Source organism: Streptomyces sp. CC208A (assembly GCF_030010625.1).
Taxonomy (GTDB): domain Bacteria; phylum Actinomycetota; class Actinomycetes; order Streptomycetales; family Streptomycetaceae; genus Streptomyces.
Genome location: NZ_JASCXN010000023.1, coordinates 85,283 through 98,750 on the forward strand (window position 1 = coordinate 85,283; position 13,468 = coordinate 98,750).

The following is a 13,468-nucleotide window of genomic DNA, read 5'->3' on the forward strand; positions in this document are numbered from 1 at the left end:
GCCCAGATAATCCCAGAGCACCGTCTTCTGTACTGCGTTCTGTACTGCTTGGCCCGCGGGTACCGCACAGGTCACCCGGGGCAGGTCTGTCCACGGCCGCGCGGCGGCCGGCCCGCCGGGCCTCCAGGGGCCCGGACCGCCGTCAGTCGGCGGCGCCGGCGGGAACGGGCACCTCGGGGGTGCCGGTCCCGCCGTTCTCGTTCTCAGCGGGAGGCCGCACGCGGAGTTCCGCGATGGCGGCCTCGAAGTCCTCGAGCCCCTCGAAAGCCTTGTACACGGACGCGAAGCGCAGGTACGCGACGAGGTCGAGCTCCTGCAGCGGTCCGAGGATGGCCAGGCCGACGTCGTGCGTGGTCAGCTCGGCACTGCCGGTGGCGCGCACCGCCTCCTCGACCCGCTGGCCGAGCTTGGCCAGGGCGTCCTCGGTGACCGGCCGCCCCTGGCACGCCTTGCGGACGCCGGAGATGACCTTGGTGCGACTGAAGGGCTCGGTGACACCGGAGCGCTTGACCACCATGAGCGAACAGGTCTCGACCGTGGTGAAACGGCGGGCGCAGTCGGTGCACTGGCGGCGACGTCGGATCGACGTGCCGTCGTCGGTGGTGCGACTGTCGACGACCCGGCTGTCGGGGTGCCTGCAGAAGGGGCAGTGCATCGGTTACGACCCTCTCCTCACGGCACGACTGAACAGCCTCGCCGGGCCCGTCAAGGCCCTCGAAGCGACCACCAGCATAGGCGATCGAACGCGCCCCGGCAGACCGGGGACCACTATCCCTGGGCGGCCGGTGACATCCAACCACTAGATCTAGGGTTGAGGGGGTTGCGACACCCCCGCGTGTCGCGGAGGCGCCGAGGGCGCGTCCGTGCTCCGCGAGTGCGAGACTGGGAGGGCGCACCGAGACCTGGAGACGTCGAGGCCGGGAGACCCAGCAGCGAAGGCTATCCCAGGGGCATCGACCCGCCGGGACCACCCCCTATACACCTCCACACACATACAGGTAAGGCAATCTGCGGATTTTCACTCGAACGTGTGTTTGGCGCAACCTTTCGAAAGCCACTACCGTTGTGCCAGCCAGGGAGACCATTCGAGAGGGGCCGACGACGTGACCACCACCGCAGACAGCGCCACCATCACCGCCCAGGACCGCTCCCAGGGCCGACTCGAGCCGGTGCACGCCATGAACGACACCGCCATGCACGGCGAGGAGCCCGGGCGACCCGCCCGCGCCCTCCCCGGAAGGCCTCCAGGCATCAGGGCCGACAGCTCCGGCCTCACCGACCGCCAGCGCCGGGTCATCGAAGTCATCCGCGACTCCGTCCAGCGGCGCGGCTACCCGCCGTCGATGCGCGAGATCGGCCAGGCGGTGGGCCTCTCCAGCACGTCGTCGGTGGCGCACCAGCTGATGGCCCTGGAGCGCAAGGGCTTCCTCCGGCGCGACCCGCACCGCCCCCGGGCCTACGAGGTCCGCGGTTCCGACCAGCCCAGCACCCAGCCGACCGACACCACCGGCAAGCCCGCCGCGTCGTACGTGCCCCTGGTCGGCCGGATCGCGGCCGGCGGCCCCATCCTGGCCGAGGAATCCGTCGAGGACGTCTTCCCCCTCCCCCGGCAACTGGTCGGCGACGGCGAGCTCTTCGTCCTCAAGGTCGTCGGCGACTCCATGGTCGAGGCCGCCATCTGTGACGGCGACTGGGTCACGGTCCGCCGCCAGCCCGTCGCGGAGAACGGCGACATCGTCGCCGCCATGCTCGACGGCGAGGCCACGGTGAAGCGCTTCAAGCGCGAGGACGGCCACGTCTGGCTGCTGCCGCACAACGCCGCGTACCAGCCCATCCCTGGCGACGAGGCCACGATCCTCGGCAAGGTGGTCGCCGTGCTGCGGCGGGTGTGACCCCACCTCGCCGGCTCCGACCGGGCCCCGGGACCCACTGCGCCGGTCCCGGGGCCCGCTGTACGTCCCCGGCTCGTACGCCCCGCTCCCCCGGCTCGTACGTCTCCGTTCTCCTGGCTCTCGTCGGCCCCGGCAGACCGCCGGGGCCGACGTGCGTCCGCCGTCGGACCGTCGGGCTCAGGCGCCGTCCGCCTTCGCGGCCGCGTCGATCGCCGCGAGCGACTTCCGCACCTGGTTGCGATCGGTCGTGTACCAGAAATCGGGCATCGAGGCCTTCAGATAGCTGCCGTACCGCGCCGTGGCGAGCCGCTGGTCCAGGACGGCCACCACGCCCCGGTCGCCCGTCGCCCGGACCAGCCGGCCGGCGCCCTGGGCCATCAGCAGCGCCGCGTGGGTCGCCGCCACCGCCATGAAGCCGTTCCCCCCGGCCTCCTCGACCGCCTTCTGACGCGCGCTCATCAGCGGGTCGTCGGGGCGCGGGAAGGGAATCTTGTCCATGACGACCAGCTGGCAGCTGGCGCCCGGGACGTCCACGCCCTGCCAGAGCGACAGGGTGCCGAACAGACAGGTCCGCGGATCCGCCGAGAAGTTCTTGATCAGCTCGCCCAGGGTGTCCTCGCCCTGGAGCAGGATCGGGAACTCGGGGATACGGCTCCGCAGCTCCTCCGCCGCCAGCTGTGCCGCCCGCATCGAGGAGAAGAGCCCGAGGGTCCGGCCGCCGGCCGCCTGGATCAGCTCGGTCAGCTCGTCCAGCATGTCGCCCCGCTCGCCGTCCCTGGCCGGCTTGGCCAGGTGCTTGGCGACGTACAGGATGCCCTGCTTCGGGTAGTCGAACGGGGAGCCGACGTCGATGCCCTTCCACACGGGCAGGTCGTCGCCCTCCATGCCCTCGGGGGCGAGGCCCAGCGAGGCGCCCACCCCGTTGAAGTCGCCGCCGAGCTTGAGCGTGGCCGAGGCGAGGACGACGGAGCGCTCGGTGAAGAGCTTCTCCCGCAGCAGCCCGGAGACCGAGAGCGGCGCGACCCGCAGCGAGGCTCCGAAGCGGTCGTGCCGCTCGTACCAGACGACGTCGTACTCGGAGCCCTGGGTGATCCGCTCCGCGACGCCGTGCACGGTCTCGACCGAGGCCATCGCCTGCTTGCGGACCGCGTCCTCGTCCTGCACCGAGCGGTCCCGAGTGTTCCCGAGCGCGGTGATCACGGCGCGGGCCGCGTCGCGCAGCGCCATCAGTGCGTACGCCAGGTCCTCCGGGAGCTCCTCCAGGCGGCCCGGGAGGGCCAGCTCCATGACCCGCTCGAAGCCTTCCGCGGCGGTCTGGAGCTGGTCGGCGACCTTCTCGTCCACCAGCTTGGCGGCCCGGCGCACCGCCCGGTTCACCTGGCCCGGGGTGAGCTCGCCGGTCGCGACACCGGTGACCCGGGAGACCAGCTCGTGGGCCTCGTCGACGATCAGGACCTCGTGCTGCGGCAGCACGGGGGCGCCCTCGATCGCGTCGATGGCGAGGAGGGCGTGGTTGGTGACGACGACGTCGGCGAGCTTGGCGCGCTCGCGGGCGGCCTCGGCGAAGCACTCCGCCCCGTACGCGCACTTGCTCGCGCCGAGGCACTCCCGGGAGGAGACCGAGACCTGGCCCCAGGCCCGGTCGGAGACGCCGGGCGTCAGGTCGTCCCGGTCGCCGGTCTCCGTCTCGTCCGCCCAGTCGCGCAGCCGGAGCAGGTCCTGGCCGAGCTTGCTGGTGGGCGCGGCCGCTTCGAAGGGGTCGAAGAGGCCCTCCTCCTCGTCCTGCGGGACGCCCTCGTGGAGACGGTGCAGGCACAGGTAGTTCGACCGGCCCTTGAGCATGGCGAACTGGGGGCGGCGGCGCAGCTGGGGGTGGAGCGCGTCGACCGTCCGCGGCAGGTCGCGCTCGACGAGCTGGCGCTGGAGCGCCAGGGTGGCCGTGGCCACCACCACCCTCTCCCCGTGGGCGAGCGCCGGCACCAGGTAGCCGAGCGACTTTCCGGTGCCGGTGCCCGCCTGGACGAGCAGGTGGGAGTTGTCGTCGATGGCCTCGGCCACGGCCTCGGCCATGGTGACCTGGCCGGGGCGCTCCGTGCCGCCGACGGCGGCGACGGCGGCGTGGAGGAGGTCGGGGAGGGATGGCTTCGTCATAGCGTTCCCACCCTACGGGGCAGCACCGACAGCCGGGGCACCCCTCGGGGTCACGCGAGGGGGTTGGGGACGGTGCCGTGGACGGCCGCGTGCGGGCGGTCGGAGCGGTCCCGGTAGCCGTCCATGTGCAGACGGTTGCGGTTGAGGCAGAGCCGTTCGATCCGGGGAGTGAGCAGGTCGAAGAGGTCGAACCGGTCCTTCAGCTCGGGGAAGCGCTCCTGGTGGCGGAGGATCACGGCGCGGACGAGGGCCCAGAAGTCCGCTTCGGGTACCTGGAGTTGTTCCTCGCAGAGCGGGGCGAGGTAGCGGAAGACACCGACGAAGAGCCCCGAATGGATGAACTGGACGAGGAAACCGGGTTCCTCGGTGAGGAGGACGGCGCGGACGTCGTCGGGCATCGTGTCGTGCTCGGGGAGCGGGTGGGCGCTGATGTTGACGTCGTCGACGAAGTCCTTGATCGCAAGCCGGACGGGGACGTCCTGGTCGTCGTAGACGACGATCGCGTTCTCGCCGTGCGGGGAGAAGACGGTGCCGTAGCGGTAGAGGAAGTGGAGCAGCGGAGGCAGCAGCGCGGCGAAGAGGCGCCGGAGCCAGACGGTGGGGGCCAGGCCGGAGCGTTCGACGAGTTCGGCGACGAAGGCGCGGCCCCCGGGGTCGGTGTGGAGCAGGGAGGCGAGGGTACGGGCCCGCTCGCCGGGCGGCAGCCGGAGCGGTTCGCGCCAGATCGCGCCGAGCAGTTCCTTGTACTGGTACGGGACTTCGGGCAGCCGGTCGTAGAGGGGGTGTTCGACGGTGACGGAGGCGACTTCGCCGAGGAGGATCACGCCGCATTCGTCGCGGAGGAAGGGGTCGGCGTCGCGCAGGCCGTGGACCCAGGCGGTGACGGCGGGGGCGGCGAGGGTGCGCTCGGTGGGGAGGCCGCGCCAGACGAGGGTGTTGAGCACGGAGAGCGGCAGTTTGACGGTGTGCCGGTCGGGCCGGCTGGTGTTGAGGAAGGTACGGATGGACTGCTGCGGCAGGCGGAGGTCGCCGTCGGCGGGGAGGGGGACGACGGCTCCGGCGGCGATGGCGGGGGCGTAGAGCGGGAGCAGGACCTCGTCCCACTGCCAGGGGTGGACGGGCAGCAGCAGATAGCCGTCGGGGTCGAGTCCGCGGGCGGTGAGGTGGGTGCGGAAGGCGTCCCGGACGGCCGGGTCGAGCTCGCGGGCGTAGAGGCGGTCGGGGGTGTCGAGACCGGCGACACCGCGGTAGGCGGCGATGCGGTTGCTGACCGCGATCCACGGGAGCCGGATGGCGCGACGGGCCTCGGGGGCCCAGCGGGCGGTATCGGAGGCGGAGAAGCCGATGCGGCCCTTGTTGAGGACGAGCCAGGGGTGCCCGGTCTGGTGGCCTTCGAGTTCGGCGTAGGAGAGGTCGGCGAGGCGGTCGGCGGTGAGGGCGGTGTGGTCGAGGCGGGCCTCGGCGGCGAGGGTGGTGGAGAGTTCGCGGATGAGGTGGCCGAGGGTGGCACCGTCGAGGTCGAGGAGGCGGCGGGCGCGGACGAGGAAGTCGAGGGGGTCGGTCAGCGGCCGGCCGCCGTGGGTGATCGTGTCGGGGGCGACGCGCCAGCTGCCGTAGGCGCCGCGGCGGGCGGTGAAGGCGAGGGTGGTGCCGTCGTCGAGGGTGAGGGCGTATTGGCGGGAGGCGTCGTCGCCTTCGCCGTCCTCCGGGACGGGGACGGGGTCGAGGATCTCCTCGTAGGCGAACTCGCCGAGGGCCTTGGCGAGGGTGCGGGCCGAGGCGCGGGCCCAGGCGGTGGGGTTGAGCTCGGGGGGCGCGAGCAGTTCGGGGGCGGCGGTCGCCGCGGGGCGTGCGGAGTCACGGGGTGCTGGGGACGTCGTCACAAAGGACTCCTCGAAGTGGGAACCGCTGTGGGTCGAGCGGAGTTGTCAAGGACAGAGGGCGTTCACAGAACGTGACGGAGAGCCCGGTCACGGATCATGAGCGCGGCTCTTTTGTCGGGAAGGTCGACTTCCGCCGCGTAGCGGAAGCCGGCGCTGAGGAAGGCCGAGACGGAGGGGGTGTTGCGGATGTCGGGTTCGGCGACGACTCGTGTGCAGCGGGGACGGTGGTCGAGGACGAGATCGGCGACGGCGCGCAGGAGTGCGGTGCCGACCCCCCGGCCGCGGTCGGCGACGCCTCCGAGGAGGAGATGGACGCCCGTGTCGTGCGGGTGTGCCGGGTAGGCGCGGGCGAGCGGGTCGAGGTCGGCGCGGTAGATCTCGAAGTAGCTCATCGGGGTGGAGTCGAGCAGGCCGAGGCAGGGGACGCTGCGGCCGTCGCCTTCGAGTTGGGCGCGGACGTGGTCCGCGGTGACGGTGTCGGGGCCGGCGAGTTCCCAGAAGGCGGCCACGGCGGGGTCGTTCATCCACCGGGTGAGCAGGGACAGGTCGCGTTCCAGGCGGACGGGGACGAGCCGGAAGCTGCCGAAGCGGGTGTCCGCCGGTGCCCAGGAGGCGACGGAGTCGAGCAGATCGCCGTCGAGGCGTCCGTCCGTGGGGAGGTCATGGCCCTCGGCGACGGGGGGTGACGGCTGTCCGGCGGCGAGGAGGGCGACGAGGTCGTCGACACGCAGGTCGAGGGTGTCGTCGCCCGTCGGGTCACTCGTCGGGGCACCTACCGGGTCACTCGTCGGGGCGCCCGCCGAATCGTCTGCCGAGGCGGGCGTGGTGCCGATGCCGGTGCGGGTGCCGAGGGGTGTGTCGGGGTCCGTTCCGGGATTGTGTCCGTGGTCCGGGTGTATGGACATGGGTGGTCTTCCGTGGTCGTGGGCGTCCCGGCGGGGGTGGGCGCGGGACGCGTCGGCGGGTGCGGGGCCGAGGGCGGCGGCGGGTGGCCGGCGTCCGGCGGTCAGGCGCGGAGGGGGTTGGTGATGGTGACGTAGACGGACTGGGTGTCGACGGGGCCGACCAGTTCGTCGAGGCCGTGGAGGCGGGTGAGGAGGTTGGCCTTGCTGCGGAGGGTGGCGGCTTCGAGGAGGCGGTGCGGGAGGGGTGAGCCGAGGCCGGTGGCGGAGGTGAGGAAGGAGCGGAAGGCGGCGAGCAGGATCCGCTCGTCGGCGAGGTGCTGGGCGCCGAACGCGCCGATCAGACCGAGGACGTTGTTGATGCCGAGGTAGTAGGCGAAGCGCTCGTCGGTGACCTGGTCGGAGACGAAGGTGTCGCTGTGGGCTCCGATGCCGGGGAGTCGGCTCTCCAGCTCGGCGCGGTGGGACTCGCGGAAGTAGTAGCCCTGGTTGTCGCGGTAGCGGCCGCCGGTGGGCCAGCCGTCGGCGTCGAGGAGGACCAGGGTGTTCTGCTGGTGGGCTTCCAGGGCGATGCCGGCGTGGCCGTCGAGCCAGAGGACGGGGCGGACGACCTGGTCGAGGTAGCGCAGGAACCACTCGGCGGAGACGGCGGCGACGGGGCGGCCGGTGCGGGCGGCGAGCCGGGTGACGAGGTCGGTGAGCCGGGAGCTCATGCCGGTGGTCCCCGGCCAGGGGCGGGGGGCGGTGAGGGCCGCGAGGCAGACGGCGTCGTCGCCGGGGCCGAAGGGGTTGTGCCGGATCATCAGGTCGAGTCCCGGCACGGGGGTGCCGTCGGGGGTGTCGACGGCGAGCCAGGCGGGGTCCCGGACGATGTCGAAGCCGGGGTGGGCGGCCTGCCACTCGTCGACGAGACCGGTGCGCAGGAGCCGGTGGACCTCGACGCCGCGGTGGAGCTCCTTGCGGAGGTTCTCCCGGCGGGAGTTGGTGATCCGCAGGCCGAGGGAGAGCTTCAGCATGGCGCGGGCGCCGGGGCGGTGGACGGTGCGGACGGAGGAGGTGGGGTGCCAGTGGCTCCCGTGGGGGCCCAGGTCGTGGAGGAGGCCCTGGTCGAGGAGGGCGCGGATGTCGGGGCGGTGGAGGAGTTCGCGGGCCTGCCAGGGGTGCAGGGGCAGGGGGGCGGTGCCGGTGGGGTGGGCGAGCCCTTCGGCGAGGCCGGTGGCGAGCTGTTCGGCGGCGACGGGGCGGCCCTGCTCGGTCCAGGCGGAGTCGGAGACGAGGAGGGAGTGGTCGACGGCGAACCAGTGGAGGGGGAAGGAGCCGTGGAGTTCGGGCGAGTAGAGGCGGGACTCGGCGTCGGAGAGTCCTTCGCGGCTCTTGGGGGTGGGGTGGAGCGGGTGGCCGAGGAGGAGGGACTGTTCGGCGGCGAGGAAGAGGTCGGCGTCGGGGTGGGGCCGGGGGTCGCGGCGGCGTTCGGCGAGGAAGTCGGCGGTGCGGCGGACGGAGTCGGCGACGCGGCCGACGAGTTCGGTGGCTTCGGGGCGGCCGGTCTCGCGGCTGAGGAGGGCGGCGAGGGTGACGGCGTCGACGGCCGGGGCGCTGGAGGGAAGGCCTTCCAGAGCGGGGGGGCCGAAGCGGTGCCAGCCGGTGGGCGACCAGTAGCGGACGGGGACGAGGAGGGCGGTGCCGCTGGCGTCGAGGGGGACGCGGAGGGTGGTGGTGTCGGAGGCGGGGAGGTTCTTCTCCCGGACCCAGCAGCGCAGGAGGTTCTCGATGGTGGCGGCGTCGGCGGCCCGCTGGGGGTCGGGGTCGTCGAGGGGGTCGGCGGCGGAGGTGCCGGACCGGTGGGGGGCCGCGTCCGGGCCGGCTCCGGGGCGGGGGGTCCGGAGGGGGGCGGGGCCGGTGTGCTGGCGCGGGACCGTGGGCTCCTCGGCAGCGGGGTGGGTCTCGGTCTCGGGCAGCTGGGAGGTGGGGGTGGCGTTCACGCGGGTTTCCTTGGTGAGGGGGCCGGGGGGCGGTCCGGGTCAGTGGGACGGTCCGGGAGCGGGCCGGTGGGGGGCGGGCGGCCGGGGGACGTGGGCCCGTTCGGCGGCGGCGAGGGCGTCGGCGAAGCGGTCGAGGACGGCGGTGGCCTGCTCGTCGGTGAGGGTGAGCGGGGGAAGGAGCCGTACGACGGCGGAGTGGCGGCCGCCGAGTTCCACGATGAGTCCGCGGGCGAGGCATTCCTGCCGGACGGCGCGGGCGAGGGCCGGGGCGGCGGGCGGGACGGGGTGTTCGGGGCCGGTGGCCTCGGGGTCGACGAGTTCGACGCCGATCATGAGGCCGCGGCCTCGGACGTCGCCGACGCAGGGGTGGGCGGCCCGGAGGCCCTGGAGGCGGCCGAGCATCCGGGCGCCGAGAGCGGCGGCCCGTTCGGCGAGCCGGTTCTCGCGGACGTACGCGAGGGTGGCGGTGCCGGCGGCCATGGCGAGCTGGTTGCCGCGGAAGGTGCCGGCGTGGGCGCCGGGTTCCCAGGCGTCGAGCCCGGAGCGGTACACGATGACGGCGAGCGGGAGAGAGCCGCCGATGGCCTTGGAGAGGACCATCACGTCGGGCACGACGCCGCTGTGCTCGACGGCCCAGAAGGCGCCGGTGCGGCCGACGCCGGTCTGGACCTCGTCCACGACGAGGGGGACGGAGTGGCGGGCGGTGATGCTCCGCATGCGGCGCATCCAGGTGTCGGGGGCGGGCAGGACGCCGCCCTCGCCCTGGACGGCTTCCACGATCATCCCGGCGGGGGTGGCGACGCCGCTCTTGGGGTCGTCGAGGAGGCTCTCGGTCCAGCGGGCTGAGAGTTCGGCACCGTACTCGCCGCCGACGCCGAAGGGGCAGCGGTACGACTGGGGGTACGGGAGCCGGGTGACGCGGACGTCGTCGGCGCCGCCGGACACGGCGAGGGCTCCGGCGGTCATGCCGTGGTAGGCGCCCGTGAAGGCGAGGACGCCGCGTCGGCCGGTGGCGGTGCGGACCAGTTTCAGGGCGGCCTCGACGGCGTCGGTTCCGGCGGGCCCGCAGAACTGGACGCGGGCGTCGGCGGCGAGTTCCAGAGGGAGGGTGGCGAAGAGCTCGGAGGTGAAGGCGTCCTTGACGGGGGTGGCGAGGTCGAGGACGTGGAGGGGCGCGCCGGAGTCGAGGACCTTGTGGATGGCTTCGAGGACGACGGGGTGGTTGTGACCGAGGGCGAGGGTGCCGGCGCCGGAGAGGCAGTCGAGGTAGCGGCGTCCGTCGGCGCCCTCGATGGTCAGGCCGCGGGCGCGGACCGGCACGATCGGCAGCGAGCGGGCGTAGGTGCGGGCGGCGGACTCGCGCTGGGCCTGCCGGCGCAGGATGGCCTCGTAGCCGCTTCCCGCCGCCGTCCCGTAACCGCGCCGGGTCGACGCCATGGGGCCGCCCGCCGCGGCCCGGCCCGGGGCACGCCCCTTCGCCCCCGAGCTCCCTGCCGCCGCGCCCGCGCCCGCCACCGGTTCCGGGACGGCGCCTGCTCCCGTACGCCCGGCCGTGTCCGGGACGGCATCCGCGTCCAGCAAAGCATCCGCATCCGCATCCGCATCCGCATCCGGGAGAGCGTCCATATCCGGTCCCTCTACCGGATCCGAGGCGGCTGCGATGGCCGGGCCCGCCGCCTGCCCCGGGGCGGTACCGGCGTCCGGGTCCGGGTCCGGCGCCGGGGTGGGGATGGTGGGGGCGGTGGCTGGAGCTGATTCGGTCACGGCCACGGCTCGGTGTCCTCCCGCGATAACAGTTGCGTTGCACATCGGCGGACCGCCGGAGCATCCCCAAGGGCCGCTCCGGGCGCCACCGTTGTGTCCCCCGTCCGTACCAACGACGGGAACTGCCGGGGAACACGGGCCGAGGGCAAGATCCTTGGCGTGTCCCGGATCACGGCATGGCAACGGCCGGACCGGCTCCGGAACCGGAGGCGGGGCGCGTACCGTCCCCTCCGGCACCGGCATAGTGGGGGCCGTCGTTCCCGTGTCCGTTCGGACGCGGGTGCGACCGATGCTCAGACATGCACCAGATATGCACCAGTTGACGTAGTCCCAGGGGGATCACGAGATGCGATCGATTCGTCCGCTGCTGATGGCGGCGTCCGCCGTCGCGGCGCTGACGCTCACCGCGACGGCCTGCGGGCCGAGCGAGGAGAACGCGGGAGACAAGCAGCCCAGTGCGCCGGTGAGCGAGAACCCGGGCGAGAACCCGCTCGACAAGATCAAGGTTCCGGAGGACCTGAAGCAGCGGCTGAAGGACCACGGGATCGACGTCGACAAGTGGCGCGACGGCGAGTGGAAGAACTGGGACAAGGACAAGTGGCTTCGCGAGGCGAAGGACTTCATCAACCCGATCATCGAGGACCTCTGGGACCCGGACCGGATGCGGGACGCCGAGCGTCCGGAGCGGCCGGTCGAGGAGGAGGACATCTCGGGTGACGAGGGTGTCACCGACCCGACGCCGGATCCGGTGAAGGCGGCGGCGGTGCCGGCGAAGTACCACGCCAACTCCCCGGCGTCCGGCAAGGTGTTCTTCGACGGGCCCGACGGTTCGATGGTCTGCTCGGCCACCGTGGTGAAGGACCCGGCCCACCCGGGCAAGTCCAATCTGGTGTGGACCGCCGGCCACTGCGTCCACAAGGGCAAGGAGGGCGGCTGGTACCGCAACATCGCCTTCGTCCCGTCGTACAACGACGCCGCGATGGAGACCTCCGCCCTGGAGAAGGCGACGCGCGAGCAGATCGCCCCGTACGGCGTGTGGTGGGCGGACTGGGTGAAGACCTCCGACCAGTGGATCGCGCAGGGCGCCTCCACCGGTGGCGCGGGCGCCCCGTACGACTTCGCCGTCATCCAGGTGACGCCGGAGAAGGGTTCCACCGGCAAGTCGCTGGAGGAGACGGTCGGTACGGCCCTGCCGGTCGAGTTCAACGCCCCGGCGGTGCCGAAGATCGCGAGCATGACGGCGACCGGTTACCCGGCGGCGCCGCCGTTCGACGGCCAGAAGATGTTCCGGTGCGCCGACAAGCCGGGCCGGCTGTCGCTGAAGGCGGACCAGCCGACGATGTACCGGATCGGCTGCACGATGACGGCCGGTTCGTCCGGTGGCGGCTGGGTCGCCCAGGGCAAGGACGGGCAGCCGGCGCTGGTGTCGAACACCTCGATCGGCCCGTCGACGGCGGGCTGGCTGGCCGGTCCGCGCTTCGGCCCGGAGGCCAAGGCCGTCTTCGACGAGGTCAGCAAGAAGTACGCGGGGCAGTAGGCCCGTTCAAACGCGGGGCCGGGGGGGGAGCGCCTCCGGCCCCGGCGGCCCGGCATACTGTGCACCAGCGAATGGCGCGCTCATGACAATGAGTGACCGTGAGCGAGGAACACCCGCACGCAAGAGACACCTTCACGGGGGAACTCACCACATGCGTTCTGTACGGCTCATACCCGCCGCCCTCGGCGTGGCGACGGCGCTCGCGCTGACCGCCACGGCCTGCGGCCCCACCGAGACGCCGGCCGCGGACAAGCCGGCCGGGGCGAGCAGCTCCGCGCCCGCCACCGAGGGCGACGGCGGCGATGGCGCGGCGGACCTCGCCGGAGACCTCGCCGACAAGCTCAAGAAGCACGGCGTCGACATCGACAAGTGGAAGAACGGCGAATGGAAGAACTGGGACACCAGCACCTGGCTCCGTGAGGCCGAGGACTTCGTCAACCCGGTCATCGAGAACCTCTGGGACCCGGCGCGCATGCAGTCGGCGCAGAGCCCGGACCCGACGATCGACGTCCAGGCCGGCGTCTCGGGCTCGGACCCGGTGCCGCGGCCGGTGACGGCGCAGCGCGAGAAGACGCCGTACCACCGCAACGCGGCCCCCGTCGGCAAGATCTTCTTCGACTCCCCCAAGGGGTCGATGGTCTGCTCGGGCACGATCGTGAAGGACCCCCGCCGTCCCGGTAAGTCCAACCTGGTCTGGACGGCCGGCCACTGCGTCCACGCCGGTCAGCGCGGTGGCTGGTACCGCAACATCACCTTCGTCCCTGCCTTCAACGACCTGGGCAAGTCCCCCGCCGCCCTGCGCAACGCCCGCCCGCACGAGGTCTACCCCTACGGCCAGTACTGGGCGGACTGGGCGGTCACCTCGGGCGAGTGGATCCAGCGCGGCGGGACGCAGCAGGCGTGGCCGTACGACTACGCGATCCTGCACGTGAAGCCGGAGCGCGGCCGCAAGTCCCTGGAGGAGACCGTCGGCGCGGCGCTGCCGGTGGACTTCTCCGCCCCTGCGCCGGCCCGGGCCGGGACGGTGGGGGCCTGGGGCTACCCGCAGGCCGCCCCGTACAACGGCGTGATCATGCACAAGTGCCTGAGCCGGCCCTCGCGGGTCACCACGGCCCCGGCGACGCCCGTGATGTTCCGGATCGGCTGCACGATGACCGCCGGTTCCTCCGGTGGCGGCTGGTTCCGGAAGCTGCCGAACGGCACGACGGCGCTGGTGTCGAACACCTCGATCGGCCCGGCCCGCGGCAACGGCTGGCTGGCCGGTCCGCAGCTCGGCCGGGGCGCGAAGAACGCGTACGACATGGTCAGCAAGAAGTTCGCCCGCTGACCCCGTCCTTCTGAGAGCCGTCTCCCTCCG

Annotated in this window: 9 protein-coding genes; 3 read left to right on the forward strand and 6 right to left on the reverse strand. The window is 72.8% G+C overall.

Going from position 1 to position 13,468, the window contains the following annotated elements:
• Positions 1 to 142 precede the first annotated feature (142 nt).
• Positions 143 to 655, reverse strand: a complete 513-nt coding sequence (nrdR, locus tag QK442_RS23620) for a transcriptional regulator NrdR (protein ID WP_282696041.1) — start codon at positions 653 to 655, stop codon at positions 143 to 145.
• 448 nt (positions 656 to 1,103) lie between these two features.
• Here nrdR and lexA point away from each other — a divergent pair, with 448 nt between their 5' ends.
• A complete protein-coding gene (gene lexA / locus QK442_RS23625; protein ID WP_282696042.1) occupies positions 1,104 to 1,892 on the forward strand; it encodes a transcriptional repressor LexA in 789 nt (262 codons plus the stop codon).
• Between the two features lie 177 nt (positions 1,893 to 2,069).
• Here the strand turns inward: lexA and QK442_RS23630 are convergent, their stop codons facing one another.
• The 5 genes from QK442_RS23630 to QK442_RS23650 form a co-directional block, all read right to left on the reverse strand.
• A complete protein-coding gene (locus QK442_RS23630) occupies positions 2,070 to 4,043 on the reverse strand; it encodes an ATP-dependent DNA helicase (RefSeq protein WP_282696043.1) in 1,974 nt (657 codons plus the stop codon).
• Positions 4,044 to 4,093: 50 nt separating this feature from the next.
• Positions 4,094 to 5,926, reverse strand: coding sequence for an IucA/IucC family siderophore biosynthesis protein (locus tag QK442_RS23635; RefSeq protein ID WP_282696044.1), 1,833 nt, complete (start codon positions 5,924 to 5,926; stop codon positions 4,094 to 4,096).
• 62 nt (positions 5,927 to 5,988) lie between these two features.
• Complete coding sequence (locus tag QK442_RS23640) at positions 5,989 to 6,831, reverse strand: GNAT family N-acetyltransferase (RefSeq protein ID WP_282696045.1); 843 nt, start codon at positions 6,829 to 6,831, stop codon at positions 5,989 to 5,991.
• Between the two features lie 101 nt (positions 6,832 to 6,932).
• Complete coding sequence (locus QK442_RS23645) at positions 6,933 to 8,810, reverse strand: IucA/IucC family protein (RefSeq protein WP_282696046.1); 1,878 nt, start codon at positions 8,808 to 8,810, stop codon at positions 6,933 to 6,935.
• A gap of 39 nt (positions 8,811 to 8,849) precedes the next feature.
• The gene (locus QK442_RS23650; RefSeq protein WP_282696047.1) at positions 8,850 to 10,247 is read right to left on the reverse strand and encodes a diaminobutyrate--2-oxoglutarate transaminase family protein; all 1,398 of its coding nucleotides are present in this window, start codon (positions 10,245 to 10,247) and stop codon (positions 8,850 to 8,852) included.
• A gap of 673 nt (positions 10,248 to 10,920) precedes the next feature.
• Here QK442_RS23650 and QK442_RS23655 point away from each other — a divergent pair.
• Together QK442_RS23655 and QK442_RS23660 are read left to right on the forward strand one after the other, a co-directional pair.
• Positions 10,921 to 12,111, forward strand: coding sequence for a hypothetical protein (locus QK442_RS23655; RefSeq protein ID WP_282696048.1), 1,191 nt, complete (start codon positions 10,921 to 10,923; stop codon positions 12,109 to 12,111).
• Between the two features lie 151 nt (positions 12,112 to 12,262).
• Positions 12,263 to 13,438 (forward strand): trypsin-like peptidase domain-containing protein, encoded by a 1,176-nt coding sequence (locus QK442_RS23660; protein ID WP_282696049.1) that lies wholly within the window; start codon positions 12,263 to 12,265, stop codon positions 13,436 to 13,438.
• Positions 13,439 to 13,468 lie beyond the last annotated feature (30 nt).

Coding starts and splice junctions, on each gene's coding strand:
- QK442_RS23655 (WP_282696048.1), top strand. CDS start 10,921: ATGCGATCGATTCGTCCGCTGCTGATGGCGGCGTCCGCCGTCGCGGCG.
- QK442_RS23660 (WP_282696049.1), top strand. CDS start 12,263: ATGCGTTCTGTACGGCTCATACCCGCCGCCCTCGGCGTGGCGACGGCG.
- QK442_RS23630 (WP_282696043.1), bottom strand. CDS start 4,043: ATGACGAAGCCATCCCTCCCCGACCTCCTCCACGCCGCCGTCGCCGCC.
- QK442_RS23640 (WP_282696045.1), bottom strand. CDS start 6,831: ATGTCCATACACCCGGACCACGGACACAATCCCGGAACGGACCCCGAC.
- nrdR (WP_282696041.1), bottom strand. CDS start 655: ATGCACTGCCCCTTCTGCAGGCACCCCGACAGCCGGGTCGTCGACAGT.
- QK442_RS23650 (WP_282696047.1), bottom strand. CDS start 10,247: ATGGCGTCGACCCGGCGCGGTTACGGGACGGCGGCGGGAAGCGGCTAC.